The sequence below is a fragment of the Tersicoccus mangrovi genome (assembly GCF_036881825.1).
GTDB classification, from domain to species: domain Bacteria; phylum Actinomycetota; class Actinomycetes; order Actinomycetales; family Micrococcaceae; genus Tersicoccus; species Tersicoccus mangrovi.
This window is the reverse complement of sequence record NZ_JBAJMW010000002.1, coordinates 476,846-503,407: the sequence shown is the minus strand read 5'-3', so window position 1 is coordinate 503,407 and position 26,562 is coordinate 476,846. Positions and strand designations below refer to the sequence as shown.

General features: G+C 73.0%; 22 protein-coding genes and 1 tRNA gene. 18 read left to right on the top strand and 5 right to left on the bottom strand.

Annotation, left to right across the window (positions count from 1 at the left end):
• The first annotated feature begins 164 nt into the window (after nucleotides 1-164).
• Both V6N00_RS06130 and V6N00_RS06125 read left to right on the top strand, forming a co-directional pair.
• Complete coding sequence (locus V6N00_RS06130; RefSeq protein ID WP_334231182.1) at nucleotides 165-725, top strand: DinB family protein; 561 nt, start codon at nucleotides 165-167, stop codon at nucleotides 723-725.
• Between the two features lie 140 nt (nucleotides 726-865).
• Nucleotides 866-2,842, top strand: coding sequence for an amino acid permease (locus V6N00_RS06125; protein WP_334231181.1), 1,977 nt, complete (start codon nucleotides 866-868; stop codon nucleotides 2,840-2,842).
• A gap of 48 nt (nucleotides 2,843-2,890) precedes the next feature.
• Here V6N00_RS06125 and V6N00_RS06120 read toward each other — a convergent pair whose 3' ends face one another.
• Nucleotides 2,891-3,433 (bottom strand): YbaK/EbsC family protein, encoded by a 543-nt coding sequence (locus V6N00_RS06120; protein WP_334231180.1) that lies wholly within the window; start codon nucleotides 3,431-3,433, stop codon nucleotides 2,891-2,893.
• Between the two features lie 77 nt (nucleotides 3,434-3,510).
• Between V6N00_RS06120 and V6N00_RS06115 the strand changes: the two genes are divergently transcribed.
• Complete coding sequence (locus V6N00_RS06115; protein WP_334231179.1) at nucleotides 3,511-3,792, top strand: Rv2993c-like domain-containing protein; 282 nt, start codon at nucleotides 3,511-3,513, stop codon at nucleotides 3,790-3,792.
• Nucleotides 3,793-3,846: 54 nt separating this feature from the next.
• Here the strand turns inward: V6N00_RS06115 and V6N00_RS06110 are convergent.
• Nucleotides 3,847-3,922: transfer RNA gene (locus tag V6N00_RS06110), tRNA-Arg, on the bottom strand.
• A gap of 114 nt (nucleotides 3,923-4,036) precedes the next feature.
• Here V6N00_RS06110 and V6N00_RS06105 point away from each other — a divergent pair.
• The 11 genes from V6N00_RS06105 (at nucleotide 4,037) to V6N00_RS06055 (ending at nucleotide 18,831) form a co-directional block, all read left to right on the top strand.
• Nucleotides 4,037-5,329: an MFS transporter gene (locus V6N00_RS06105; protein ID WP_334231178.1), complete on the top strand. Its 1,293-nt coding sequence runs from the start codon at nucleotides 4,037-4,039 to the stop codon at nucleotides 5,327-5,329.
• A gap of 147 nt (nucleotides 5,330-5,476) precedes the next feature.
• Complete coding sequence (argS, locus tag V6N00_RS06100) at nucleotides 5,477-7,126, top strand: arginine--tRNA ligase (RefSeq protein WP_334231177.1); 1,650 nt, start codon at nucleotides 5,477-5,479, stop codon at nucleotides 7,124-7,126.
• Nucleotides 7,123-8,649, top strand: coding sequence for a diaminopimelate decarboxylase (gene lysA / locus V6N00_RS06095; RefSeq protein ID WP_334231176.1), 1,527 nt, complete (start codon nucleotides 7,123-7,125; stop codon nucleotides 8,647-8,649). The genes argS and lysA overlap by 4 nt, the downstream gene beginning before the upstream one ends.
• Nucleotides 8,649-10,019 carry a homoserine dehydrogenase gene (locus V6N00_RS06090; RefSeq protein ID WP_334231175.1) on the top strand — a complete coding sequence of 457 codons (1,371 nt, stop codon included), beginning with the start codon at nucleotides 8,649-8,651 and terminating at the stop codon, nucleotides 10,017-10,019. Before lysA ends, V6N00_RS06090 begins: the two co-directional genes overlap by 1 nt.
• A 1-nt stretch (nucleotide 10,020) precedes the next feature.
• Nucleotides 10,021-11,121: a threonine synthase gene (gene thrC / locus V6N00_RS06085; RefSeq protein WP_334231174.1), complete on the top strand. Its 1,101-nt coding sequence runs from the start codon at nucleotides 10,021-10,023 to the stop codon at nucleotides 11,119-11,121.
• A gap of 46 nt (nucleotides 11,122-11,167) precedes the next feature.
• Nucleotides 11,168-12,148, top strand: coding sequence for a homoserine kinase (gene thrB / locus V6N00_RS06080; RefSeq protein ID WP_416385040.1), 981 nt, complete (start codon nucleotides 11,168-11,170; stop codon nucleotides 12,146-12,148).
• A 515-nt stretch (nucleotides 12,149-12,663) separates the two neighbouring features.
• Nucleotides 12,664-14,865 (top strand): transcription termination factor Rho, encoded by a 2,202-nt coding sequence (rho, locus tag V6N00_RS06075; RefSeq protein ID WP_334231172.1) that lies wholly within the window; start codon nucleotides 12,664-12,666, stop codon nucleotides 14,863-14,865.
• 178 nt (nucleotides 14,866-15,043) lie between these two features.
• Nucleotides 15,044-16,126 (top strand): peptide chain release factor 1, encoded by a 1,083-nt coding sequence (gene prfA, locus V6N00_RS06070; RefSeq protein WP_334231171.1) that lies wholly within the window; start codon nucleotides 15,044-15,046, stop codon nucleotides 16,124-16,126.
• Nucleotides 16,127-16,215: 89 nt separating this feature from the next.
• Nucleotides 16,216-17,148, top strand: a complete 933-nt coding sequence (gene prmC, locus V6N00_RS06065) for a peptide chain release factor N(5)-glutamine methyltransferase (RefSeq protein WP_334231204.1) — start codon at nucleotides 16,216-16,218, stop codon at nucleotides 17,146-17,148.
• Nucleotides 17,145-17,804, top strand: a complete 660-nt coding sequence (locus tag V6N00_RS06060; protein ID WP_334231170.1) for an L-threonylcarbamoyladenylate synthase — start codon at nucleotides 17,145-17,147, stop codon at nucleotides 17,802-17,804. The genes prmC and V6N00_RS06060 overlap by 4 nt, the downstream gene beginning before the upstream one ends.
• Nucleotides 17,805-17,844: 40 nt before the next feature.
• Nucleotides 17,845-18,831 (top strand): DUF389 domain-containing protein, encoded by a 987-nt coding sequence (locus tag V6N00_RS06055; protein WP_334231169.1) that lies wholly within the window; start codon nucleotides 17,845-17,847, stop codon nucleotides 18,829-18,831.
• On the opposite strand, the gene V6N00_RS06050 is transcribed toward V6N00_RS06055, so the two are convergent.
• The 3 genes from V6N00_RS06050 to V6N00_RS06040 are packed head-to-tail and all read right to left on the bottom strand — an operon-like array spanning nucleotide 18,822 to nucleotide 21,777.
• Nucleotides 18,822-19,793 (bottom strand): NAD-dependent epimerase/dehydratase family protein, encoded by a 972-nt coding sequence (locus V6N00_RS06050; protein WP_334231168.1) that lies wholly within the window; start codon nucleotides 19,791-19,793, stop codon nucleotides 18,822-18,824. The genes V6N00_RS06055 and V6N00_RS06050 overlap by 10 nt on opposite strands.
• The gene (locus tag V6N00_RS06045) at nucleotides 19,790-20,830 is read right to left on the bottom strand and encodes a glycosyltransferase (RefSeq protein ID WP_334231167.1); all 1,041 of its coding nucleotides are present in this window, start codon (nucleotides 20,828-20,830) and stop codon (nucleotides 19,790-19,792) included. Before V6N00_RS06045 ends, V6N00_RS06050 begins: the two co-directional genes overlap by 4 nt.
• Nucleotides 20,827-21,777 carry a glycosyltransferase gene (locus V6N00_RS06040; RefSeq protein WP_334231166.1) on the bottom strand — a complete coding sequence of 317 codons (951 nt, stop codon included), beginning with the start codon at nucleotides 21,775-21,777 and terminating at the stop codon, nucleotides 20,827-20,829. Before V6N00_RS06040 ends, V6N00_RS06045 begins: the two co-directional genes overlap by 4 nt.
• Before the next feature lie 141 nt (nucleotides 21,778-21,918).
• On the opposite strand from V6N00_RS06040, the gene V6N00_RS06035 reads away from it, so the two are divergent.
• From V6N00_RS06035 to atpB, 4 genes are all read left to right on the top strand, one after another.
• Nucleotides 21,919-23,802, top strand: coding sequence for a polysaccharide biosynthesis protein (locus V6N00_RS06035; RefSeq protein WP_334231165.1), 1,884 nt, complete (start codon nucleotides 21,919-21,921; stop codon nucleotides 23,800-23,802).
• 8 nt (nucleotides 23,803-23,810) lie between these two features.
• Nucleotides 23,811-24,878: an MraY family glycosyltransferase gene (locus V6N00_RS06030; protein ID WP_334231164.1), complete on the top strand. Its 1,068-nt coding sequence runs from the start codon at nucleotides 23,811-23,813 to the stop codon at nucleotides 24,876-24,878.
• The gene (locus V6N00_RS06025; protein ID WP_334231163.1) at nucleotides 24,875-25,321 is read left to right on the top strand and encodes a hypothetical protein; all 447 of its coding nucleotides are present in this window, start codon (nucleotides 24,875-24,877) and stop codon (nucleotides 25,319-25,321) included. Before V6N00_RS06030 ends, V6N00_RS06025 begins: the two co-directional genes overlap by 4 nt.
• A 409-nt stretch (nucleotides 25,322-25,730) precedes the next feature.
• On the top strand, nucleotides 25,731-26,540 hold the full coding sequence (gene atpB / locus V6N00_RS06020; protein ID WP_334231162.1) for a F0F1 ATP synthase subunit A: 810 nt from the start codon (nucleotides 25,731-25,733) through the stop codon (nucleotides 26,538-26,540).
• Nucleotides 26,541-26,562: the final 22 nt, after the last annotated feature.

Genomic DNA, 26,562 nt, shown 5'->3' with positions numbered 1-26,562 from the left:
CCTGCGCCGACCAGCCACCCGCCTCCCGCGTCCCAACCCGCGTCGCCAACGTCATGACCTCCTACACCTAGGCGCGGACCGCGGACAGGTCCCGTCCGCATCCCTGTCTACGCTGTGGCCGATCCCGAGGGAGCCGGGGTCACCGCGAGTACTGGAGGAGCGAGATGGATGCGCACGCCATCGTCCGGGAGCAGCTGAGCTGGCACTGGGCGCACCAGCTGCGACCCCGGCTCACCGGCCTGACCGACGAGGAGTACCTGTGGGAACCGGTCGACGGGTGCTGGAGCGTCCGGCCCGACGGCGCGAGCACGGCGCCGATGGCGGTCGGCACGGGAAGCCACCGGATGGAGTACGCCTTCCCGGAGCCCGAGCCGGCACCCGTGACGACCATCGCCTGGCGGCTCGGCCATCTGATCGTCGGGGTCCTCGGGGCGCGCGTCGCCTCCCACTTCGGCGGCGAGCCGATGGACTACCGCAGCCACGCCTATGCCGCGACGGCGGACGAGGCGCTCGCCCAGCTGGATCGCGTGTACGCGGGGTGGGACGACGGCGTCGCCGCCCTGACGCCCGAGCAGCTCGCCGCGCCGGTCGGGGAGGCGGAGGGTCCGTGGGCGGAGCACTCGATGCTCGAACTCGTCGTGCACATCAACCGGGAGACCATCCACCACGGAGCCGAGCTCGCCCTGCTGCGCGACCTGTACGCCCATCGCCCGCTGACCGGCTGAGGCGCGGCCCGGCACCGGCCGTCGAACGTGGTCGGGCCCGGTGCAGCTGACCCTCGCGCCGGGTGTAGGTTCGGCTCAGGATCGGTCCGGCCGGCCCGGACGAGCACGTCCCGGGGACCGCGGGCGACGAGGAGGCCCCGATGGCACACCTGGCCCTGCTGGACCGGCAGGAACGACGTGGGAAGCTGCGCAGCTGGTTCATGGAGGGCCTGAACGAGCAGGCCGGCTCGCACCAGGGACCGGGCGCCCAGCCCGCCGAGGAGCACCCGCGCCACCCGTGGTGGAAGGTCATGTGCCTGACGGGCGTCGACTACTTCTCCACGCTGGGCTACCAGCCGGCCATCGCCGCGCTCGCCGCGGGCTTCCTCTCCCCGATGGCTACCGTCATCCTCATCGCCGTGACCCTGTTCGGGGCGCTGCCGGTGTACCGGCGGGTGGCCGCGGAGAGCCCGCACGGGGCCGGCTCGGTGGCCATGCTCGAACGTCTCATGCCGCGCTGGCGCGGCAAGGTGTTCGTCCTCGTCCTTCTCGGCTTCGCCGCGACGGACTTCATGATCACGATGACCCTGTCGGCGGCGGACGCCTCGGCGCACCTGATCGGCAACCCGCTCGCGCCGTCGTTCCTGCACGGCGGCCAGGTGTGGGTGACCATCCTGCTGCTGACCCTGCTCGCCGTCGTCTTCCTGCGCGGCTTCGCCGAGGCCATCGGCTTCGCCGTCGTGCTCGTGGGGGTCTACCTCGCGCTCAACGTCGTCGTCGTCGGCACCGCCCTCCTGCAGGTCGCCGAGCACCCGGCGCTGCTGAACCACTGGGTGGACGCGATCACCACGGTGCACGGCGGGGGGTGGGCCGTGCTCGGCACCAGCCTGCTCGTCTTCCCGAAGCTGGCGCTCGGCATGTCCGGGTTCGAGACCGGGGTCGCCGTCATGCCGCAGATCCGCGGCGCGTCCAGGTCCGGCCGCGGGGGCGACGACGGCGACGGGCTGCAGGGCCGCATCCGCGGCGCGCGGCGGCTGCTGACGACGTCGGCCGCGATCATGAGCGTCTTCCTGCTCACCTCGAGCTTCGCCACCACGATCCTCATCCCTCCGGCGGAGTTCCAGGCCGGCGGGCAGGCGGAGGGCCGGGCGCTCGCCTACGTCGCCCACGAGTACCTCGGGCCCGTGTTCGCGAGCATCTACGACCTGAGCACCATCACCATCCTCTGGTTCGCGGGCGCCTCGGCCATGGCCGGCCTGCTCAACCTGGTGCCGCGGTACCTGCCGCGCTACGGCATGGCACCCGAGTGGGCGTCGGCCGTCCGGCCCCTGATCGCCGTGTTCTTCGCCGCCGCCGTGATCGTGACCGTCGTGTTCAACGCCGACGTCAACGCCCAGGGCGGCGCGTACGCCACCGGCGTGCTCGTGCTCATGACGTCGGCGGCCGTCGCGGTCATGCTGGCCGTCGCCCGGCGGCACCACCGGCGCGCGACCATCGCCTTCGGGGTGGTCACGGCCGTGTTCGCGTACACGACGGTCGCCAACGTCATCGAACGCCCCGAGGGGGTGCGGATCGCGGCCATCTTCATCGTCGCGATCCTCGTCGTCTCCTTCGTCTCCCGCGTGATGCGCTCGTTCGAGCTGCGGGAGACCGGCGTGACGTTCGACGACGCGGCCCTGGCCATGCTGCGGGCGGCCAACAGCCCGGACGGCGTCACCGTCATCGCGCACGAGGCCGGGCACGGGGGCCCGGGCCAGTACGCGGAGAAGCTGCAGGAGGTGACCGGGCGGGACCACCTGCCCTCGGGTACCCACCCGCTGTTCCTCGAGGTGACCGTGGTCGACTCCTCGGACTTCGCCGTCGAGCTGGACGTGCACGGGGTGACGGTGGGGGACGCGAACGTCCTGCGGGTCACGAGCCCCGTGGTGCCCAACACGATCGCCGCGGTGCTGCTGCGCATCCGGGACCTGACCGACGAGGTGCCCCACGTCTACTTCGAGTGGACCGAGGGCAACCCGCTGACCAACCTCGCCCGCTTCGTGTTCTCGGGCCAGGGGGAGGTGGCGCCGGTGACGCGCGAGATCCTGCGCCGTGCCGAGCCCGTCGTCCTGCTCCGGCCGCACGTGCACGTCGGCTGACGCGGCCGGCACCCGCAGTTCCGGCGCAGAGGGCCGACCCCGCGCGCCTCAGATGCCGAGGCCCTCGATCACCGTGGCGGTCGGCAGCCCCGCGAGCGTCGCGCCGGGCAGCAGCAGCTTGGACCGTCGCACACCCGAGCCGATGCAGATGACGGGCAGGTCGGGCACGCGGGCGTCCACGAGCACGGGCCAGTCCGCCGGCAGGCCGATGGGGCTGATCCCGCCGAACTCCATCCCGGTGCGCTCGACGGCGTCCTCGCGAGCCAGGAACGAGGCCTTGCGCACGTCGAGGCGCTTCTTGACGGTGCTGTTGACGTCCGCGCGGGTCGTGGCCGGCACCGCGCACGCGGCGACCTTCTCGATGCCCTCCCGCTTGCCGGCCACGACGACGCAGTTGACCAGCGTCTGCGTGTCCAGCCCGTAGGCCTCCTCGGTCGCGGCGGTGTCGGAGAGCTCGGGGTCGATCTCGACGACGCCGACGGTCCCCAGCAGGCCGAGCGCCGTCAGGGCCGCCCGCACGGGATCCCCGAGCAGGTCGGGATGGTCGGCGGCGGGGACGGCGGACAGGGAACCGAGCGTGTAGATGGCCATGGGCCGATCCTGTCATGGTGGCCGACCCGGCATGATGCGGGAGGACCGGGGCGACGGCGCCCCGACGAGGAGGCTCGATGCGTATCTTCCGGCTCATGCACGACGGCGTCCCGCGCAGCGGTGTCGTCGACGGCGACCACGGCCGCCTGTTCGAACCCGGCACGGACGTGCTCCGCACCCTGACCGATCCGGCGTGGGCGCAGCAGCAGCTGACCGACGACGTCGTCGCCCTCGACGGCGAGCGCCTCGGGACCATCCGCAACCGGGTCGTCGACGCCGTCCCGGTCCACCCGGTGCCGCGGGCGCGACGCCGTCCGTGGCAGGTGCCCGCGGTCCCGACCGGCGCGGCCGGGTCCTGAGACGGCGAGAGCCCGGACCCTCGCGGGTCCGGGCTCTCGTTCAGCGATGTCAGCTGGTGCCCGCGACAGGATTCGAACCTACGACCTTCTGCTCCGGAGGCAGACGCTCTATCCACTGAGCTACGCGGGCTGGTGCGTCCCTCAGCGTACCAGCGTCGCGGCCCGGACACCCAATCCGCGCGGTGCGACGGAGCACGTCCGGGCGGGCGCGTCCGAGGCGCTCACCAGCCGTTAGCCTCGCAGGGTGAAGTGGACGCGTTGGAAGGGCCGGCTGCTGGCCCTGGCCGGGATCATGCTGCTGGCGTTCACCCTCCGGGTGGCCGTCACCGACGTCACGCCGCTGGTCAGCGCGATCGCCCGCGACGTCCCGCTCAACGCCACGACGACGGGCCTGCTCGGCATGCTGCCGCCCATCGCCTTCGCCGTCTTCGGGGTGCTCACACCCGTCGCGCTGCGCCGGATCGGCGGGGAGTGGCTCGCCGTCCTCGCGATGGCCGTCTCGGTCGTCGGCCAGGTGGGCCGGGCCCTCACCTCGGACACCGGGGTCTTCCTCGCCCTGTCGGTGCTCGCGGTCGCGGGCCTCGGGGTGGGCAACGTGCTGCTGCCACCGCTCGTGAAGAAGTACTTCCCGGACGCCATCGGCTCGGTCACCGCGCTCTACGTGACGATCCTCGCGCTGAGCACCGCCGTCCCGCCGCTGGTCGCGGTACCGCTCGCCGAGGCCACCGACTGGCGGGTGTCCACCGGCGCGTGGGCCATCGCCTGCTTCGTCGCGGCGCTGCCGTGGCTCGGCCTGGTGCGGTCCCGCGGCCGATCGACGGGCCCGCGCGGGCCGGCGCCCGAGGCGGCGGTGCCGGGGAGCGACGACGACGCTGCCGCCCTCGAAACCCACAACGCTGAGCCCCACCCCGTCGAGCACGGCGCCGACCCGGCCGAGCCGGAGGTCGCCCTCAAGCCCTGGCGCTCGCCGCTGGCGTGGGGACTGGTCGCGATGATGGGCTTCACCTCGTTCAACACCTTCTCGATGTTCACGTGGCTCCCGCAGATCGTCCGCGACGCCGGGCTGGACCGCGCGGGCGGCGGGGCGATGCTCTCCCTCTTCGCCTTCATCGGGATGCCGCTGAGCCTCATCGTCCCCGTGTTCGCCGCCCGGATGCGCAACCCGTACCCGCTGTGCCTGACCGGTGTCGTCACCTACGCCGTCGCCTACTTCGGCCTGCTCGGCTCGCCCCCCGGCACGGTGTGGCTGTGGGTGTGCCTGCTCGGCGTCGGCCAGGCGAGCTTCCCGCTCGCCCTCGTCCTGATCAACCTGCGCACCCGCACCTACCGCGGCGCCCAGGCGCTCTCGGGCTTCGCCCAGGGCCTCGGCTACGGGTTCGCGTGCCTCGGGCCCCTGTTCGTCGGCATCATCCACGAGGCCACCGGCGGCTGGTTCGCGCCGACGCTGCTGCTGTGCGGGGGACTCGTGGTCGTCGCGATCGGCGGCGCGGTGTGCTGCCGGCCGCGGATGCTCGAGGACCAGCTGGCCCGCCCCTGATCCTCTCGGCTCGGTGACTGGTCGGAAATCGGCGGTTCTGCGCCGTCGAGAGTCGTGAAACCGCCATCGTCCGACCAGTCGGCGATGAGGGGGAGCACGACGACGCAACGATTCGGGGGCGCCACGCCGCGCCGGTACCCTGAACGGGTGACTCCCGAAGAACTCTCCTCCGCTCTTGCTGCGTGCCTGCAGGCCGCCGTCGACGCCGGCGACCTGGCGCTGACGACGGTCCCGGCGGTGCGTGTGGAGCGACCGAAGAACCGGGAGCACGGGGACTGGGCCACCAACATCGCCCTCCAGCTGGCCAAGCCGGCGGGCCTGCCGCCGCGCGAGATCGCGGCCCTCCTCCAGGGCCGCCTGGCCGCCGTGGACGGCGTCGCCTCGGTCGACATCGCCGGCCCGGGCTTCCTGAACATCGTCCTCGACACCGCGGCCGCCGGTGAACTGGCCCGCACCGTCGTCGAGGCCGGGACGGCCTTCGGCACCGGCACGGCGATGACCGGGACCCGGGTCAACCTCGAGTTCGTCTCCGCCAACCCCACCGGGCCGATCCACCTCGGCGGCACCCGCTGGGCCGCGGTCGGCGACGCGCTGGCCCGCGTGCTCACCGCGCAGGGCGCCGACGTCGCCCGCGAGTACTACTTCAACGACCACGGCGCGCAGATCGACCGGTTCGCCCGGTCGCTGCTGGCCCGCGCGAACGGTGAGCCGGCGCCGGCGGACGGCTACGGCGGCGAGTACATCGCCGAGATCGCCGACCAGGTGCTGCGGCTGCGCCCGGACGCCCTGACCGACCCGGACCCGCAGGAGGTGTTCCGCAAGGTCGGCGTCACGCTGATGTTCGACGAGATCAAGCGGTCCCTGCACCAGTTCGGCGTCGACTTCGACGTCTACTTCCACGAGGACTCGCTCTTCACCGAGGGCGCCGTCGAGACCCTGCTCGAGCAGCTGAAGGCCTCCGACACCCTCTACTTCGCCGACGGCGCGTGGTGGCTGCGGTCCACGGACTACGGCGACGACAAGGACCGCGTCGTGATCAAGTCCGACGGGCACGCCGCCTACATCGCCGGGGACATCGCCTACTTCAAGGACAAGCGCTCACGCGGGTTCGACCTCTGCCTCTACATGCTCGGCGCGGACCACCACGGCTATGTGGCCCGGCTCAAGGCCGCCGCCGCGGCGCTGGGCGACGACCCGGACCGGGTCGAGGTGCTCATCGGGCAGATGGTCAACCTCGTGCGCGACGGCAAGCCGATGCGGATGTCCAAGCGCGCGGGCACCGTGGTGACGATGGAGGACCTCGTCGAGGCGGTCGGCGTCGACGCCGCGCGCTACGCGCTGACCCGCTACTCCGTCGACTCGAACATCGACATCGACCTTGACCTGCTCGTCCGGCACTCGAACGACAACCCCGTGTTCTACGTGCAGTACGCCCACGCCCGCACGTGCGCCGTCGGCCGCAACGCCGACGCCGCCGGGGTGCACCGCAGCGCCGAGGCGTTCGACGCGTCCCTCTTCGACCACCCGACCGAATCCGCGCTGCTGGCCGCGCTCGGCCAGTATCCGGGCGTCGTCGCCCAGGCCGCCGAGTTCCGCGAGCCGCACCGCGTGGCCCGCCACCTCGAGCTGCTCGCCGGCACCTACCACCGCTGGTACGACGTGCGCCGCGTGACGCCGCTGTCCGGCGAGGAGGTCACCGACACGCACCGGACCCGCCGCTGGCTCAACGACGCGACCCGCCAGGTGCTCGCCAACGGCCTGGGCCTGCTCGGCGTCTCCGCGCCGGAGCGCATGTGAACGCGCAGGAGAACAGCGCGGCCGGGACCGGCGCGGAGGGCGCGAGCCCGTTGGCCCCTGCCTGGCTCGCCGTCCCCGACGACGTGAACGCGCTCGTGCCGGGCCTCTGGCCGGCCGACGCCGCGCGTGACGACGCCGGTGCCCTGACCGTCGGCGGCGTGGGCCTCACCGAGCTGACCGAGCGCCTCGGCACCCCGGCCTACGTGCTCTCCGAGGACGAGTTCCGCACCCGTGCCCGGGCCTTCCGCGACGCCTTCACCGCGGCGTTCGCTGCCGGCGACGACGAGGCCCAGCGCACCACGGTCGACGTGTACTACGCCGGCAAGGCGTTCCTGTGCACCGCGGTCGCCCGCTGGGTGATCGAGGAGGACCTGTGCCTGGACACCGCGTCCGGCGGCGAGATGCTGGTCGCCCTGCGCGCGGGCGTGCCCGGTCCCCGGATGGGCCTGCACGGCAACAACAAGTCCGACGCCGAGCTCGAGCGCGCCCTCGACGTCGGCGTCGCGCGGATCGTCGCCGACAGCCTGCCCGAGATCGCCCGCATCGAAGCCGTGGCGGCCCGGCGCGGCGTCCGCGCCCCCGTGATGCTGCGGCTGACCCCGGGCGTGCACGCCCACACCCACGACTTCATCGCCACCGCCCACGAGGACCAGAAGTTCGGCCTCTCCCTCACGGGGGACACGCAGGAGACCAGCGAGGCCGGCTTCACCGGGTCGCCCGCCGAGGCCGCCGTCGACGCCGCCGTGGCCGCCGAGCACATCGACCTGATCGGCGTGCACTGCCACATCGGCTCGCAGATCTTCGAGCCGGACGGCTTCGAGGCGGCGGCCCGCCGCCTGCTCGCGTTCCTCGCGCACGTCAAGGACCGGCACGGCGTCGAACTGCCCGAGCTGGATCTCGGTGGGGGGCACGGCATCGCCTACGTGCCCGGGGACACCCCGCGCGAGCCGGCGGAGATCGCCACCGCGACCGCCGCCGTCGTGCGCCGGACCTGCGCCGACCTCGGCCTGGCCGTGCCGCACATCTCGATCGAGCCGGGCCGGGCGATCGTCGGCACCGCCGGCATCACCCTCTACACCGTGGGCACCATCAAGGACGTCCGCGTCGACGTCGCCGAGGGGCAGAACGCCGCGACGGCGATCCGCCGCTACGTCTCCGTCGACGGCGGGATGAGCGACAACCCCCGCCCCGTGCTGTACGACGCCGACTACTCCGCGGTGCTCGCCTCCCGCACCTCGACCGCCGGACCGGCGCTGTGCCGGGTGGTCGGCAAGCACTGCGAGAGCGGGGACATCGTCGTGCGCGACGTCTACCTGCCCGGCGACCTGCGGGTCGGCGACGTGCTCGCCGTGCCCGCGACCGGGGCCTACTGCTGGTCCCTGTCGAGCAACTACAACTACCTGCCGCGGCCGGGGGTGACGGCGGTCCGCGACGGATCGGCCCGCCCCATCGTGCGCGGCGAGACCGAGACCGACCTGCTGGCCCGGGACGTCCCGGACGCCGTGGGAGAGACGGACGTGTGATGGAGACGCTGAAGGTCGCCCTGCTCGGGGCCGGCAACGTCGGTGCCCAGGTGGCGCGGATCCTGCTCGAGGACGCCGACGCGCTCGCCGGGCGCGTGGGCGCCCGCCTGGCGCTGACCGGCATCGCCGTGCGCGACGTCGACGCCCCCCGCGCCGTGGACCTGCCGCGGGAGCTGCTGAGCACCGACGCCGAGGCCGTGATGGCCGGCGCGGACCTCGTCGTGGAGCTGATGGGCGGCATCGAGCCGGCCCGCACGCTGATCCTCGCCGCGCTCGCCTCCGGCGCCACGGTCGTCACCGGCAACAAGGCGCTGCTCGCCGAGCACGGCCCCGAGCTGTACGCGGCGGCCGAGGACGCGGGCGTGCAGCTGGCCTACGAGGCGGCCGTCGCCGGGGCCATCCCGATCATCCGGCCCGTGCGCGACAACCTCGCCGGGGACAACATCACCAAGGTCCTCGGCATCGTCAACGGCACCACCAACTACATCCTCGACGCGATGGACGCCACGGGCGCCTCCTTCGCCGACGCGCTGGCCGACGCACAGCGCCTCGGGTACGCCGAGGCGGACCCGACGGCGGACGTCGAGGGCCTGGACGCCGCCGCAAAGGCCACCATCCTGGCCTCGCTCGCCTTCCACACCAGCTTCGACCGGGCGCACGTCTGGTGCGAGGGCATCACCGCGATCACCGCCGAGGACGTCGCCGCCGCGCGCGATGCCGGCTACGTGATCAAGCTCCTCGCCATCTGCGAGACCGTGCCCGCGAACCCCGCGGATCAGGGCGCGTCCGACGGCGACCGCGGCGTCGCCGTCCGCGTCCACCCGACGCTCCTGCCGCGCGAGCACGCGCTCGCCTCCGTGCGCGGCGCGTACAACGCCGTCTACATCGAGGCCGAGTACGCCGGGTCCCTCATGTTCTACGGCGCCGGTGCCGGCGGGGTGCCCACCGCGTCCGCGGTGCTCGGCGACATCGTCAGCTCCGCCCGCCGCCGGGTGCTCGGCGGCCCGGGCGTCACCGAGAGCGTCGGCGCGCACGTCACCCCGGTCGGGCTCGAGGCCGTCGTCACCAGCTATGCGATCGGCCTGCGCGTCGCCGACGCGTCCGGCGTGCTCGCCGCGATCGCCGCCGTCTTCGCGGACCACGGCGTCTCCATCGAGACGATGCGCCAGTCGACGCACACCGACGGCGCGGGCGACGAGACGGCGGGGGCGCAGAGCGAGGGAGACGGTGAGCGCGCCGGCGGCGACGCCGAACTGCGCATCGTCACGCACCGGGCCCTCGACACGGCCCTGCGCCGCACCGTCGAGGCCGTCGGGCAGCTCGACGTCGTGCACGAGGTCACCAGCATCCTGCGAGTGGAAGGGGCCTGAGATGGCTCATCAGTGGCGCGGCGTGATCCGCGAGTACGCCGACCGATTGCCGGTCACCGAGCAGACCGAGGTCGTGACCCTCGGCGAGGGCGGCACCCCGCTCGTGCCGGCCCAGCACCTCTCCGCGCTGACCGGCTGCGACGTGCGCATCAAGGTCGAGGGCATGAACCCCACCGGGTCCTTCAAGGACCGCGGCATGACCATGGCGATGACGGCGGCGAAGGCCGCCGGCGCCCAGGCCGTCGTGTGCGCGTCGACCGGCAACACCTCCGCCTCCGCGGCGGCCTACGCCAAGCAGGCCGGCCTGACCTGCGCCGTCCTCGTGCCCGAGGGCAAGATCTCCCTCGGCAAGCTCAGCCAGGCGCTCGCCCACGGCGCCACCCTGCTGCAGGTGGACGGCAACTTCGACAACTGCCTCGAGGTGGCCCGCAAGCTCGCCGAGGCCTACCCGGTGTTCCTCGTCAACTCGGTCAACCCGGCGCGCATCGAGGGCCAGAAGACGGGTTCGTTCGAGGTCGTCGACGCGCTCGGCGACGCCCCGGACCTGCACCTGCTGCCCGTCGGCAACGCCGGCAACATCACCGCCTACTGGCGCGGCTACGTCGAGTACTCGACGCCGTGGGAGAACCAGGCGGGGGAGACCGTGGCCCCGGTGGCCACCCGTCGCCCGCGGATGTGGGGCTTCCAGGCGGCCGGCGCCGCGCCCATCGTGCTCGGCCACCCGGTCACCGAGCCGGACACCATCGCGACGGCGATCCGCATCGGCAATCCCGCCTCGTGGGAGCAGGCCGAGGCCGCGCGCGACGAGTCGGGCGGGCTCATCGACTCCGTCACCGACGAGCAGATCCTCGAGGCCCACCGCTGGCTCTCGGCGAAGGAGGGCATCTTCGTCGAGCCCGCCTCCGCCGCGGGCGTCGCGGGCCTGCTGAAGAAGCACGCCGCGGGCGAGGTCGAGCCCGGCCAGACGATCGTCATCACCGTCACCGGCCACGGCCTGAAGGACCCGGACTGGGCGCTGAAGTCGGCCGACGGGTCCGCGATCGAGCCGACGCGCGTCCCGTTCGACGTCGTGAGCGTCGCCGACGCGCTCGGACTGCAGTGAGATGACCGGCGTGACCACCGACGAGACGCTGCCCGTCGCCGCGCCCGTGCCCGGTGCTGTTCCCGACGAGCAGGAGCGGCTGACGCCGGTCGCGGCCGGGCAGCGCGTGCGCGTCAGCGTCCCCGCCACGGTCGGCAACGTCGGGCCCGGCTTCGACTGCATCGGCCTGGCCCTGGACGTGCGCGACGAGTTGACCGTCGACACGACGCCCGGCGCCGCCCTGACGGTCGACGTGGTGGGGGAGGGCGCCGGTCAGGTGCCCACCGACGAGCGCCACCTCGTCGTCCGCACCATCCGCCGCACGCTCGAGCGCGCCGGCTACGAGGCGCCCGCGCTGCACCTGAGCGCCGTCAACGTCATCCCGCACGGCCGGGGCCTCGGCTCCTCCGCCGCGGCCATCGTCTCCGGCGTCCTCGCCGCCAACGCCCTGCTCCCGGCCGACGCACGTGCCGACGAGGAGGAGATCTTCCAGTGGTGCTCCCGGCTCGAGGGCCACCCGGACAACGTCGCCCCCGCACTCTTCGGCTCGCTCGTGCTCTCGTGGGAGCGCGACGACGAGACGTTCGGCCACGCCGTCGTCCCGGTCGACCCGGCCGTCAGCCCCGTGATGGCGATCCCGACGACGGAGCTGTCCACCGAGGTCAGCCGGGCCCTGCTGCCGCCGTCGGTCGCCCACGCCCAGGCGGCGGCCAACAGCGGCCGCGCCGCCCTGCTCGTGCACGCGATCTCCACCGCGCCGGTGCTGCTACTGCCCGCCACCCGCGACTACCTGCACCAGGACGTGCGTGCCGAGGCGATGCCGGCCAGCGCCGAGCTGCTGCGCATCCTGCGCGCCCTCGGCTTCGCGACCGTCATCTCCGGCGCCGGCCCGAGCGTCCTCACACTCGCCGTCGACGCCGGGCAGCACGACGCCGTCGTCCGGGCGATCGAGGAGCACCTCGCCCGCGTCGGCGACCTCGACCGCTGGACGGTGATCACCCCCGCCGTGGGGCGCGAGGGTGCTAGAATCGAAGAGCACCGAGACTGAGGTGACCTGGTAACGGGCGCCTGACCGTCGGAGACCCGGATCCCGGGTCGTCCTGTCCAGCAGTGCTTCGTGAGCCCCGAACGCCGTGCCATCTCCGCATCCACCACGCGATGCAGCGCAACCACGGCAGACGTCCCGCGAATGCGCCGGGTCAGGTGTTATGTTTCCGGTGTCGCCACACGGCTTGTGCGCCCAGCAGGGCGAAGCCTCGCGCGGTCCGGCCGGTACAGCGGCCGCTCCGCACCGGTTCGCCCACGCCGCCGCACCAGGTGCAGTTCTTCTCCTTCCTGCCGCCCGCGGAGCTCCCCCGCTCCGTGCGCGGATCAAACCCGGTCCGGGCATCCGCCGGCGCTGATGAGAAGACACCCACACCGCCCCGACCCTGAGTACACGGTCCGCTCCTGCGGACCGATCAGCGCGGGGGCGCGTGGAGCCGGTCGCGTGGCGGTCGGCTCAGCCACTACCCGACGGTCGTCGTCCAGTGACGACCGGATATCGAGGGGGAAGGATCCTTCGTGACCAACACCACCGACCTGTTGCCAGGTACGGAGAACGACCGCGTCGCCGTGGACAGTGTCCCGGCCGCGTCGGCTGACCAGGGCGTCGCGAGCGACGCCGGCACGCGCACCGCGAGCCGCCCGACGACGCCGGAGCCGGCGGAGTCGACCACGACCACGACCGGCGCGGACACCGCGTCGGAGGGCCCGCGCGCCAACGGGCTCGCCGGCCTCAAGCTGGCCCAGCTGCAGGCCCTCGCCGGCCAGCTCGGCATCAGCGGCGGCTCCCGGATGCGCAAGAGCGATCTCGTGACCGCCATCAGCGCCCACCAGCGCGGCTCCTCCGTCGCGGACCGGCCGAGCGAGTCCCGCAGCCAGAACGGCACAGAGCAGAACGGTGCGGCCCAGAACGGCAGCGCCAACGGCGCCCAGAACGGCGCTCCGGAGAGCGCCGAGCAGACGACTGCGCCCGAGCGCAGCGGCCGCGGCCGCAGCCGCCGGGCGAGCAGCACGGGCGTCGTCGAGGCCGCCGCTGCGACCGAGTCCGACGCGTCCGCCACGCCGACCGCGCAGCCCGAGCAGGCCGTGGCCTCCGGGCAGGGCGGCGAGGGCGAGCAGTCCGGCGAGCACGAGGGCCGCCGGCAGCGCAACCGGAACCGCAACCGCGACGAGAAGCGCGACGCGAACGGCCAGGACAATCAGAATCAGCAGTCCGGCTCGCGCAACGACAACCAGCGCAACGAGAACCAGAACCAGCAGTCCGGTGACGAGAACGGCTCCCGCCAGGAGAGCCGTCAGTCCCGCCGTGAGCGGAACCGCAACCGGGACCGCGAGGAGAACGAGAACCGGAACGAGAACCGCAGCGAGGGTCGCAACGACAACCGCAGCGACAACCGGAACGACGACGACTCGCGCGGCGGCCGGAACCGGCGCAACCGCAACCGCAACGACCGGAACAACCGGGACGACCGCAACGACCGGTTCCGCGACCGCAGCGACCGCCGTCGCCGCAACGCCGGCCCCGAGGTGGACGACACCGAGGTGACCGATGACGACGTGCTGCTGCCCGTCGCCGGCATCCTCGACGTGCTCGACAACTACGCGTTCGTCCGCACGTCCGGCTACCTGCCCGGCCAGAACGACGTCTACGTCTCGCTCAACCAGGTGAAGAAGTACCACCTGCGCAAGGGCGACGCCGTCGTCGGCGCCATCCGCGCCCCGCGGGACGGCGAGAACAATAACAACAACCAGGGCGGCAACCGCCAGAAGTTCAACGCCCTGGTGCGTCTGACCAGCGTCAACGGCAAGAACCCCGAGGACAACAAGGACCGGGTCGAGTTCACCAAGCTCGTCCCGCTGTACCCGTCCGAGCGGCTGCGCCTCGAGACCGACCCCAAGCGCATCGGTCCCCGCGTCATCGACCTCGTCGCCCCGATCGGCAAGGGCCAGCGTGGCCTCATCGTCTCGCCGCCGAAGGCCGGCAAGACGATGATCCTGCAGGCCATCGCCAACGCGATCACCACCAACAACCCCGAGGTGCACCTGATGATGGTGCTGGTGGACGAGCGTCCGGAGGAGGTCACCGACATGCAGCGGTCGGTCCGCGGCGAGGTCATCGCCTCGACGTTCGACCGCCCGGCCGACGACCACACCACGGTCGCCGAGCTCGCCATCGAGCGGGCCAAGCGCCTCGTGGAGATGGGCATGGACGTCGTCGTCCTGCTCGACTCGATGACCCGGCTCGGCCGCGCGTACAACAACGCGGCCCCGTCCTCCGGACGCATCCTCTCCGGTGGTGTCGACGCGGCGGCCCTGTACCCGCCCAAGCGGTTCTTCGGTGCGGCGCGCAACATCGAGAACGGCGGCTCGCTGACGATCCTCGCCACCGCGCTGGTCGAGACCGGCTCGAAGATGGACGAGGTCATCTTCGAGGAGTTCAAGGGCACCGGCAACATGGAGCTGCGCCTGTCCCGCAACCTCGCGGACAAGCGCATCTTCCCGGCCGTCGACGTCAACGCCTCCGGCACCCGGCGCGAGGAGAACCTGCTCTCGCCCGAGGAGGTCAGGATCATGTGGAAGCTGCGCCGGGTCCTCTCCGGCCTCGAGCAGCAGCAGGCCCTGGAGCTGCTCACCGGCAAGATCCGGGAGACGCAGACCAACGCGGAGTTCCTCATGACGGTGGGTCGCACGACCCTCGCGAGCAAGCCCGACGACAAGTAGCTCCGTCACCGCCGCCCCGCATCGCGCGGTCCGGTCCCACCCCGATCCGGGGAGGCGACCGGTCCGTGCGGGCGGGGCGGCGTCGTCGGTCCAGGCGTCACCGCTGCGGCGGGCCTGAGGGCAGAAGTCGTCGATGCGGGAGCCGTCCGGTCCGGACGGCGGGAGAGAAGAGGAGACCATGTTCGAGTCGGTGCAGGGGTTGCTCACCGAGCACACGGAACTGCAGACCTCGCTGGCGGACCCGGCGGTGCACGCCGATCCGCGGCGCGCGCGCCAGCTCGGCCGCCGGTACGCCCAGCTCAACGGCATCGTCGAGGCCTACCGGCGCTGGGAGAGTCTCTCCGGCGACCTCGAGGCCGCGCGGGAGCTGGCCGCGGAGGACCCCGAACTGGCCGCCGAGGTGCCCGGGCTCGAGACCGACCTGGACGCCGCCACGGAGCGGTTGCGTCGGCTGCTGATCCCGCGGGATCCCGACGACGGGCGCAACGTCATCCTCGAGATCAAGGCGGGTGAGGGCGGCGAGGAGTCCGCCCTGTTCGCCGGCGACCTGCTGCGCATGTACACCCGGTACGCGGAGGGCCGCGGCTGGAAGACCGAGATCATCGCCGAGACCGGCTCGGACCTGGGCGGGTACAAGGACGTCTCCGTGGCGATCAAGGGCTCGGCGAGCGATCCGGCCGAGGGCGTCTGGGCGCACCTGAAGTACGAGGGCGGGGTGCACCGCGTCCAGCGGGTGCCCGTGACCGAGTCGCAGGGCCGGATCCACACCTCGGCGGCGGGCGTGCTCGCCCTGCCCGAGGTGGACGAGCCGGAGGAGATCGAGATCGGGGCGAACGACCTGAAGATCGACGTCTACCGGTCGTCCGGTCCCGGCGGCCAGTCCGTCAACACGACCGACTCGGCGGTGCGGATCACCCACCTGCCGACCGGCATCGTCGTCTCCATGCAGAACGAGAAGTCCCAGCTGCAGAACCGCGAGGCCGCGATGCGTGTGCTCCGCGCCCGGCTGCTCGCGCACCAGCAGGAGCAGATCGACGAGGCCAACTCCGCGGCGCGCCGCTCGCAGATCCGCACCATGGACCGCTCCGAGCGGATCCGCACCTACAACTTCCCGGAGAACCGGATCGCCGACCACCGTACCGGCTACAAGGCCTACAACCTGGACGCCGTGATGGACGGTGACCTGGGGCCGGTGGTCCAGTCCTGCATCGATGCCGACGAGGCCGCCCGCCTCGCCGCGCTGGGGGAGGACGTGGCGTGACGGGCGACGCTGGAGCGCGCCCCGGCACCGCCGGCACGGCCGAGGCCGGCGCGGACTCGACCGGCACACCGGGCAGTGACACGGCAGCGCTGCCGGAGCTGGCGGCCGCGCTGCGGCAGGCCGAGGCCGAGCTCGCGGCCGCCGGCGTGCCCAGCCCGCGCGTGGACGCCGAACTGCTCGCCGCCCACCTGCTGGGCGTGACCCGCGGCCGGGTCCGCGCGCTCGCCCTGACCGGGGCGCACGCCCCGGCCGGCCTGGAGGACCTGGTGGCTGAACGGGCCCGCCGCATCCCGCTGCAGCACCTGACCGGCACCGCCTCGTTCCGCACCGTCGACCTCGCCGTCGGCCCGGGCGTGTTCATCCCACGGCCCGAGACGGAGTCCGTCGTCCAGGTGGCCCTGGACTGGCTGCGCGCCGCAGGCCTGGACGCTCCGCGGGTCGCCGACCTGGGCACCGGTTCCGGCGCGATCGCCGCGGCCGTCGCCGCCGAGGTGCCGGGCGCCCGGGTCGTCGCCGTCGAGCGCAGCGAGCTCGCCCTCGCGTGGGCGGCCCGCAACCTCGCCGGGACCGGGGTGGAGCTGGTGAGCGGCGACTTCCGCACCGCGCTGGCCGGCCGGGAGGGCACCTTCGACGTCGTCATCACCAACCCGCCCTACGTGCCGCCCGATGCCGTGCCGGTGGACCCCGAGGTCGCCGAGCACGACCCGCCCGAGGCGCTCTACGGGGGCGCGCGCGGAGGCCTCGAGCACCCCGCCGCCGCCACCGCAGCGGCCTTCGCCGCGCTGCGGCCCGGCGGCCTGCTCGTCATGGAGCACGCCGAGCAGCAGGGCGCGGCCGTCGAACGCATCCTGGCGACCACCGGATTCACCGGGGTTCGAGCTCATCCCGACCTGACCGGACGCCGCCGCGCGACGTCCGGCGTCGTCCCCACCGCCGGCACCGCGGATCCTCCTGCAGCGGATCCCCGCGGAACGGACGCCACCGGCCACCACCCGCACGAGAACGGAGACCCTCGCGCATGAGCGAGATCATCGACTGCACCGACGACGCCGGCCGGGCCGAGGGCCTGGCCCGGGCGCACGAGGCGATCACCGCGCAGGAGTGCATCGTGCTGCCCACCGACACCGTCTACGGCATCGGGGCGGACGCGTTCTCGCCGCGGGCGGTGGCGACGCTGCTCGCCGCCAAGGGGCGCGGGCGGACCATGCCGCCGCCGGTCCTCGTCGCCCGCCCCGAGGTCCTCGACGGGCTGGCCGCCGAGGTGCCCCAGGGCGCCCGCGATCTGGCCGCCGCCTTCTGGCCCGGCCCGCTCACGCTCATCCTGCGCGCGCAGCCGTCGCTGACCTGGGACCTGGGGGAGACCCACGGGACCGTTGCCCTGCGCATGCCCGACGACCCGATCGCGCTCGACCTGCTCGGGCTCACCGGCCCGCTCGCCGTCTCCTCCGCGAACCGCACCGGCCACCCCGCCGCCTCGACGGCAGTCGAGGCGCGGGACCAGCTCGGCGACGCCGTGGGCCTGTACCTCGACGGCGGCTCCCGAGGCGACAACGTCCCCTCGACCATCGTCGACTGCACCGCCGAGCCCTTCGTCGTCGTGCGCGTCGGCGCGCTCGGCGTGGACCGGTTGCGGGAGGTCGTCCCCGACCTCACGAACGGGACGGACACCGAGGCCTGACCCCGCGCCACGCCGGCCGGCCGCAACCCTGGCCGCGTTCATGGGAGAGACTGACGCCATGCTCTCCGTCCGGGTGTCCGCCCCCACCGACATCGCTCGAGTCGTCCACGATCGACTGGTCGTCGACGAGACCGTGTGCGACGTGACGGTCCTACCCGGTACCTCCCTGGACGGCCGGGGGGACGTGCTGCTGTTCGCCATGGCGCGCGAGAACGCGGACAGGGTCGTGGGCATGCTGCGTGCGGCCGGCGTCCCGGAGCGTGGGGCCATCACCGTGATCGAGCCTCTCACGGTCATCTCCGACGCCGCCGACGCCGCCGAACGCGCCGCCCCCGGCCACCCCGCCGACGGAGTGGTGTGGGCGCAGGTGGCCGATCGGTCCCGCGAGGACGCCCGCCCGTCGGTGAACTTCTTCGTGTTCCTGCTCCTGGCGACGCTCATCGCCGGGATCGGCCGGCTGCTGGACCAGCCGATCCTGATCATCGGCGCGATGGTCGTCGGACCCGAGTTCGCCCCCGTCGCGGCGATCTGCTACGCGGTGGTCCGCCGACGACGCGCGGTCGCCACGACGGCGCTGGCGACACTGCTGGGCGGCTTCGCCGGGTGCATCGCCGTCGCATGGGCCGTCTGGGCCCTCGCCCACGCCGCCGGGCTGTTCTCGTACGCGCAGGCGACGACCGGCCCGCAGACCCAGTTCATCGTGTCCCCGGACACCTGGTCCTTCGTCATCGCGGTCCTCGCCGGCGCCGCGGGGATGCTGTCCCTCACGTCGTCCAAGCCGTCGGCGCTGGTCGGCGTGTTCATCTCGATCACCACGGTGCCCGCCGTCGGGGCCATCGGTCTCACCCTCGCCGTCGGCGCCTGGGACGAAGCCCGGGGCGGCGCGGTCCAGCTCCTCGTCAACGTCGTCGGACTGCTCCTGGCGGGCACCGCTACTCTCGGGGTCCAGCTCCTGCTCGGGCGGCTCCTCGGCACCCGCTCGCCCGGCCGGCGTGCCACCGCCCGGGTGCGGGGTCCTCAGCGCTGACGCCGGCCGGCCCGCTCGAGGACGTCGCGCACGTCGCCGTGCACGGTCACCCCGTTCTCGCGCGCCCATGCCGGGTCGTCCTCCTGGCCGAACCACATGAGTTCGACGCGGCGCACGGCTCCGCGCAGGCGGTCACCGGCCACGCGTGAGGCGAGATAGCCCGCGCGCACGGCCGCCCGGCACAGCGCCGCCGGCACCGTCAGCGGGTCCCGGCCACCGGCCAGGCGCAGCACCTCGTCGGTGCGCAGTCCCTCGCCGGGCTGCAGGACGACGGGCGGCAGCTCCCCGGACCAGCCGGCCACGGTGAGCACGAAGCCGACGAGGTGGCGCACGGAGACCACTGGCGTGCTCCGCGGCGATCCCGATGCGACGGACGCAAGGGGGGAGCGCGCGATCCGGGCCAGCGCCGCGGTCGTGTGCCGCCCCGGCCCCTGGACCGACGTGGCGCGCACGATCACGATCTGTGTGGGAGCGTCGGACTGCGCGTCGAGGCGCTCATCCGGTCGTCCGTCCAGCAACCGCAGCGACCGCTCCGCCAGCGCCTTGGACCGCGAGTAGGCGGAGAAGGGCGCGAGGTCGTCCGACTCGTCCAGGCGCGGGCGGTCGCCCTGCACCGCGGCCGAGGACAGATGCACGAACCGCGTGACGCCGGCGCGCTGCGCGGCGAGGGCCGCCACGACGGGCAGCACCGCGTTCGCCCCGGTCATCCGGTCGCGGGCGCCGCCGTCGGGCGACGCCATGCCGGCCGCGTTGATGACGACGTCGGTGCCGCGGAACAGCTCGGTCAGATGGGCGATCACCTCCACCTCGGCGCGCGCGTCGGTGAGGACCTCGTCGACGTCGGCCGCGTGCGAGCGCAGGCGCGGGGCGACGACGGTCACCACGGGCACGGACGAGCGGGTGAGGCGTTCGACGAGGGCCTGGCCGATGAAGCCACGGCCGCCGAGGACGGCAACCCTCACGCGTCTCCCTCCGGCGTGCCGGTCTCCGGCGTTCCGGCGGCGGCCGCGCCCATCTCCGGCAACCAGGTGCGGTCGCGCAGGATGGTGCGGCTGTCCCGCCAGCCCCGCCACAGCGGCACGACGCCCCCCACTCGGCGCTCGACGAGCAGCAGCCGGACCAGTTCCTTCGCCGCGGTCAGCGCGGTGCCCACCGCGAACCCGGGACGGGACCAGGCGTGCTCGACCTGCAGGTAGTGGGCGACGTGGCCCCGGTTGCGCATCACGTGGTAGCGGCTCAGGTCGGAGGAGTCGTTCAGGTGCCGGACGCCGAGGTCGACGTGGCGCTGGGGGCGCACCTTGCGCAGCACGTACCGGTCGACGTACGTGACCGGCTCGGTCCGGGAGATCAGCCAGCCGTACATCGCGTCGTCCCAGGTCAGGAAGAAGCGGGCGTCCGGCGGCCCCATCCGCTCGGCGGTGTGCCGGTCGAGGAACATGCCCTCGAAACAGCCGACGTCGGTGCGCGTCACGGGCCCGGAGCGGAAGACGTCGCCCGGCACGGGCAGCGGGATGCCGAGCCAGGTGTTGAACCGGTTCTGCCAGAAGAAGGGCCGGCCGTTCTCGTCCCAGCGGCGCCCGTGCACCGCTCCGGCGTCGGCGAGGAACGGCCCGATCGCAGCGAGGGCGTCCGGCACGGCGACGACGTCGTCGTCCATGAGCCACAGCCACGCCGCGTCCTCCGTCGCGGTGGCCTCGAGCACCGCGCGCACACCGGCCCGGAAGCCGCCGGAGCCGCCGCTGTTGACCGGGAGCCGCTCGACCCGGACGGGGAACGGCGCCGCGGCCGCGAACGCGGCGGTCACCTCCGGCGTGTCGTCCGTGCTCGCGTTGTCCACCACGGTGACCCCGGCCGGGGCCGGGTCGAGGGCGAGAACGCTGTCGAGCAGGCCGCGCAGGTACGCCGACCGGTTGAACGTGACGATGACGAGGTGGACGGCCGGAACCGCCGGCTCGCCCCCGGCCCCGTCTGCCGCTCTGCCCCCGGTGCCGCCCGTCACGGCAGCTTCCACGGCGGCCCGAAGGACCGGTTGCGCAGCCCCGCGACGAACGGCCGCGCCCAGCCGACCAGGCCGGCGACGTCGCCGCGACGCAGGAAGTGCAGGGGATAGCCGACCCCGTCGGCGACGAGCGAGCGGACGCGCCGGTACCGCCGGATCAACTGACCGCGGTTGCGGTAGAAGTAGAAGCGCTTGACGGCGGTCTCGGGGACGAGCACGTGCAGCCGGTCGCCGATCACGTGCTGCAGCTCCGCCTCCCCCGACGGGTGGCGCAGCGCGGTGGTGGTGACGGTGCCGAACCGGACGCCGGCGCGGCGCAGGCGGAGCATGAAGTCGATCTCGTCCCCGCGCAGGAACAGCCGCAGGTCCGGCAGCCCCACAGTGTAGAACACGTCCCGGTGCACGAGGGCGCCGTTGAAGAAGTGGCCCACGTCCTCGCGGAAGCCCGCGGCCTCGACCGTCGCCCGGTCGTGGGTGCTGTGCCCGTCGATCCGGAAGTGGAAGGAGAGGCGGCTCGGGTCGTCCGGGGTGACGACGAGCGGCAGGACCACCTCGAGGTCCCGCTCGGTCGCCTCGTCGAGGAGGGCGGCGAGGGTGCCCGCGTCCTCGGGATGCGCGTCGTCGTCCATGATCCAGATCCACTCGGCGCCCGTGGCCAGGGCCGCGAGGATCGCCAGCGCGAAGCCGCCGGCACCGCCCAGGTTCACCTCGGAGCGCAGGTAGGTCACGGGCACGCCGGCCGCGTCGGCCAGCTCGCGGACGGGAGCCGTGCCGGAATCGACGAGCACCACGGACTCCAGCGCCCGGGTCTGGCGGGCGAAGCCGTCCAGCAGCAGCCGCAGGTCGTCGGGCCGGTCGAGCGTGACCACCGCGGCCGCGATCCGCGCGTCGCGGCGAGGGGTCTGCGCCGCGGTTCCCGGCGGGCCGTCGGTCGGGTTCTGCGGCATGGCGTCCTTCCGTCTCGTCCGGCATCTTCCCGGGCGGCGGTGGGTATGGTGGGGTAGATTCCACCCTAGTCCACGGGACCGGTGCCGCGGACGAGCCCGGCACCGTGCGGTCCCGGACCCGGTCCGACGAAACGGAGCACGATGGCGCAGATCACCACCGGTGCCGGCGGCCTGCCTCGCGAGGACAAGCCGGCGCTGTGGTTCTGGATCCAGTTCGCGCTGGACGCCGCCGCCTGGATCGTCGCCATCGTGCTCGCCCTCGTGCTGCGGTACGAGCTGACCGTGGACTCCATCTCCCTGCCGGACGTCACCGTCTTCGGCGCCCTGGCCATCGTGAGCCAGGCCGTGGTGGGCTACGCCTTCGCCCTCTACCGGGGCCGGTACGTGTTCGGCAGCTTCAACGAGGCCAAGCTGCTCGTCGTCGTCACCGTGATCGTCTCGGCGCTGCTGCTGGCCGCCTCCCTGCTCTTCTACCGTTCGCTGCACATCCCGCGCTCGACGGCGCTGATCGCGTTCCCCTTCGCGTGCCTCTTCATGGCGGCGAGCCGGTATGTCAAGCGGATGTACGTCGAGTCCCGCGCCAAGCCGGGTTCGGGCGCGCAGCGCACCCTGATTTACGGCGCCGGGTTCCTCGGCGGCTCCCTGGCGCGGCGGATGAACAACGACCCGCAGTCCCCCTACCGCCCGGTCGGGCTGATCGACGACGACCCGGCGAAGAAGCACCTGCGCATCGACAGCGTGCCGGTGATGGGCCGAACCGAGGACATCGCCGACGCGGTGCGCCGCAGCCGGGCCGGCGTCCTCGTCGTCGCCGTCGCGGACCTGGAGGCCAAGAAGCTCCGGGAGATCTCCGACCACCTCGCGGGCCAGCAGATCCGCGTTCTCGTCCTGCCGCCGCTGCGGGACATGCTCGCGGGCGGCCCGGGCCTGGGCGACTTCCGCGACGTCGCGGTCGAGGACCTGATCGGCCGGCATCCGGTGGACACGAACGTGGACGAGATCGCCGGCTACCTGACCGGCCGCCGCGTGCTCGTCACGGGCGCGGGCGGCTCGATCGGCTCCGAGCTGTGCCGGCAGATCAGCGCCTTCGCCCCGGCCGAGCTCATCATGGTCGACCGGGACGAGTCCGCCCTGCAGTCGACCCAGATCTCCCTGACCGGCCGCGGCCTGCTCGACGGGCGGGACACCGTGCTCGCCGACATCCGGGACGCCGAGGCGATCGGCAAGGTCTTCACGCGGCGCCGTCCCGAGGTGGTGTTCCACGCGGCGGCGCTCAAGCACGTCTCGCTGCTCGAGCAGTACCCGGGCGAGGCGTACAAGACGAACGTGCTCGGCACCCTCAACGTGCTCCGGGCCGCCCTCGACGCCGAGGTCCAGACCTTCGTCAACATCTCCACCGACAAGGCCGCCAACCCCACCTCCGTGCTCGGCCACTCGAAGCGGATGGCCGAGCGCATGACGGCGTGGGCGGCGCACGTGAGCGGCCGCCGCTTCGTCTCGGTCCGGTTCGGCAACGTCATCGGCAGCCGCGGGTCGATGCTGCCGCTGTTCACCGAGCAGATCCGCGCCGGCGGCCCGGTCACCGTGACGGACCCCGAGGTCAGCCGGTTCTTCATGACGATCCCCGAGGCCTGCCAGCTGCTCGTGCAGGCCGGCGCGATCGGCCGCCCCGGGGACGTGCTCATCCTCGACATGGGGGAGCCGGTCAAGATCCTCGACGTGGCCCGCCGCATGATCGCCATGTCGGGGCGCAACGTCGACATCGTCTTCACCGGGCTGCGGCACGGCGAGAAGCTGCACGAGGAGCTCATCGGCCGCGACGAGACCGACGAGCGGGTGCACCCGAAGATCTCCCGCACGGCCATCTCCGAGCTGGACCCCGGGCGGCTGGACTACGAGGAGTGGAAGCGGCGCGCCGGGATGGACGGGACCGGTCCCGAGACCGGCTTCATCGCCGTCGTGCCCACGCAGCAGCGGGACGCGCGTCCCTACGAGCCGGGCTACCCGCCGGCCTCCGGTCAGTGACGGTGCCCGTGCTGCTCGTTCCCGTCCTGATCGTCGTGCTGGTGCTCTCGGGCGCCCTGCCCGCCGTGCTGCGCCCCCTCCTGCTGCGCGGCGGCGTCATCGACGTCCCGAACGCCCGCTCCTCCCACGCCCGGCCCGTTGTGCGCGGCATGGGCCTGGCCGCATGGGCCGCCGTCATCGCCGGCATGGTGCTGGCCCTGCTCACGAGCACCATCCGCGTGGACCGCGGCGTCACGGTGATCGTGCTGCTGATCGCGTCGGCCGCCGCGGCGCTGGGCTGGGTCGAGGACTTCCGCGGGGTCTCCGTCCGGACGCGCGCCGCCACCCAGCTGCTCGTCGGAGCCGTCGGGACCGCCGCGATCGCCCTGGCCTTCGGGCAGACCGGCTGGTGGATCCCCGCCGGCGCCCTCGCGATCGCCGTCTACATCAACGTCGCCAACTTCATGGACGGCATCAACGGCGTCTCCGGCCTGCACGGGGTGACCGTGGGCCTCTTCTACGCCCTCGCCGGCCAGCTCTCGGGCCAGTGGTGGCTCACCGTGAGCGCCCTCGTCCTCGCCGTCGCCTTCGCCGCGTTCCTGCCGTGGAACCTCGCCGGCGGCCGCGCCGGGGGAGCCGTGTTCCTCGGCGACGTCGGCTCCTACCTGCTCGGCGGGATGATCGCCGCGCTCGCGGCGGCCGGATTCCTCGCCGGCGTGTACGTGGAGTACCTGCTCTCGCCGCTGGTCATCTACCTCGCCGACACGGCGTTCACGTGGGTCCGGCGCGTCCGCTCCGGCGCCCGCTGGTACGCCCCGCACCGGGAGCACGTCTACCAGCGCCTCACCGACGTCGGGCTGTCGCACCTGGGCTCCTCGGCCGTCGTGACCGTGTGCACCGTCGCCGTCGGGCTGCTCGGCGTCGTCTCGGCGCAGGGCACCCTCGCCACCTCGATCGCCGCGACGGTGGCCGGGATCGCCGTCGTCGCGGGCTACCTCGCGTCCCCGCTGCTGATCGGCCGCCTGCACCGGTCCGGTCGCCGAACGGGCACCCGGGCGGCCCGGGGCCGGGACGCCGCCGACGGGGGCCGGTCGTGAGCCGGCGCCCGGGCGCCTCCGCCGTGCCCGGCCCGGTGCCCGCCGCCGTCCCGGTGCCGAGCCTGTGGCTGCCGATGCTGCGGCTGTGTCTGCTGGTCTGCGTGCCCGTCGCCGTCCTGGCGTCCGTGGCCGGCGCTGTGGTCGCCGGGTGGGGAGCCGCCGGCAGTGCCCTCGGCGCCGCCCTGCTCGTGATGGCGTTCTTCGCGATCAGCCTCCTGGTGGGGCACCGGTTCGAGTCCGCGAGCGGCACCCGGGCGCTGCGCGCGTTCCTCGTCACCTACGTGCTCAAGGTCGCCGGGTTCGGCGCCGTACTCCTCCTGCTCGGCCGGCCCGGGTGGGTGGACCCCGGCTGGTTCGTCGGCTCCGCCGTCGTCACGCTGATCGCCTGGCAGGCCGCCGAACTCGCCGGTTTCGCCCGCTCGCGGCGCCTCTACCTGCACTGACGCCGACCCGAGGTCGGCCAGGCGCGACTCGCGCGCGTCGTGCGTCCCGTCGGTGCATCGTGGCAGGGGTCGTGTCAAGGGGGAGCGCTGATCTTTGATAGTCTTGACACAGCCAATCGACAACGACGAACCGCGTCATCTCGCCGGTCCGGTGGCCTCGTCCACGCGACGAACCACCCGTTCCGAGGACGTGGTCTCGATGACGGAGCCGGTACTCACCGGACCCGGGATCCACAGTGACGCGGACCCGGGGACTGCCCTGCCGAGACTCTCGTCGACCCCCTGGTGTCCGGACGGCCTGATACGGTCGAGTCGGTCGTGCTCCGGGTTTCCCGGACGTGCGGGGTTCGCCCTGCGCCACGTCGCCCGTCGTGCGGCCCGACAACGAGCACTGCAGAGAGGAACCGCGTTGATCGCGCTTGCGCTCCCCGCCGAAACCGGATCCGGAGGTGGCTTCGTTGCTCCCAAACCGGAGGACCTGCACCTGCCGGACCTGATCCCGTGGGGTGCCGCGTACGGCACCGGCTTCGGCAAGCAGATGCTGGTCGTGCTCCTCTCGGCGGCCATCGTCGCGGTCTTCTTCGTCATCGCGTCCCGCCGCGGCAGCCTGGTCCCGTCCCGGCTGCAGTTCATCGGCGAGTCCGCCTACGGCCTGGTGCGCAACTCCATCGGCAAGGACATCATCGGCGAGAAGGAATTCCGCCCCTGGGTGCCGCTGCTGACGGGTCTGTTCTTCTTCATCCTGGTCAACAACCTGATGGGGTCCATCCCGTTCTTCCAGTTGCCGGCGTTCTCCCACGTCGGCAGCGCCTACGCGATGGCCGGCATGGTCTACCTGACCTGGATCATCCTCGGGTTCCGCCGTCAGGGCGGCCGGTTCGTCAAGACGATGCTGGTGCCCTCGGGTGTGCCGAAGCCGCTGCTGATCGTCGTCGTCCCGCTGGAGTTCATCTCCAACTTCTTCGTCCGCCCCCTGACGCACAGCATGCGACTGTTCGCGACGATGCTCGCCGGTCACATGATCATCGCGATCTGCGCGGCCGGTACCGAGTTCCTCTTCTTCGAGGCCGGCGGCTTCCTCAAGGGTCTCGGCGTGCTCACCCTCATCGGCGGCATCGCCATGTTCCTCTTCGAGGTCTTCATCCAGGTGCTGCAGGCGTACGTGTTCACCCTGCTCACCGCGGTCTACATCCAGGGCTCTCTCGTCGACGAGCACTGACGCCAAGTCTTCCCCCGCCGGG

Excerpts from the sequence above, each read along its gene's own strand:
- V6N00_RS06130 (WP_334231182.1), top strand. The coding sequence starts at position 165 with ATGGATGCGCACGCCATCGTCCGGGAGCAGCTGAGCTGGCACTGGGCG.
- V6N00_RS06125 (WP_334231181.1), top strand. The coding sequence starts at position 866 with ATGGCACACCTGGCCCTGCTGGACCGGCAGGAACGACGTGGGAAGCTG.
- V6N00_RS06120 (WP_334231180.1), bottom strand. The coding sequence starts at position 3,433 with ATGGCCATCTACACGCTCGGTTCCCTGTCCGCCGTCCCCGCCGCCGAC.
- V6N00_RS06115 (WP_334231179.1), top strand. The coding sequence starts at position 3,511 with ATGCGTATCTTCCGGCTCATGCACGACGGCGTCCCGCGCAGCGGTGTC.
- V6N00_RS06090 (WP_334231175.1), top strand. The coding sequence starts at position 8,649 with ATGGAGACGCTGAAGGTCGCCCTGCTCGGGGCCGGCAACGTCGGTGCC.
- thrC (WP_334231174.1), top strand. The coding sequence starts at position 10,021 with ATGGCTCATCAGTGGCGCGGCGTGATCCGCGAGTACGCCGACCGATTG.
- prfA (WP_334231171.1), top strand. The coding sequence starts at position 15,044 with ATGTTCGAGTCGGTGCAGGGGTTGCTCACCGAGCACACGGAACTGCAG.
- V6N00_RS06060 (WP_334231170.1), top strand. The coding sequence starts at position 17,145 with ATGAGCGAGATCATCGACTGCACCGACGACGCCGGCCGGGCCGAGGGC.
- V6N00_RS06055 (WP_334231169.1), top strand. The coding sequence starts at position 17,845 with ATGGGAGAGACTGACGCCATGCTCTCCGTCCGGGTGTCCGCCCCCACC.
- V6N00_RS06040 (WP_334231166.1), bottom strand. The coding sequence starts at position 21,777 with ATGCCGCAGAACCCGACCGACGGCCCGCCGGGAACCGCGGCGCAGACC.
- V6N00_RS06035 (WP_334231165.1), top strand. The coding sequence starts at position 21,919 with ATGGCGCAGATCACCACCGGTGCCGGCGGCCTGCCTCGCGAGGACAAG.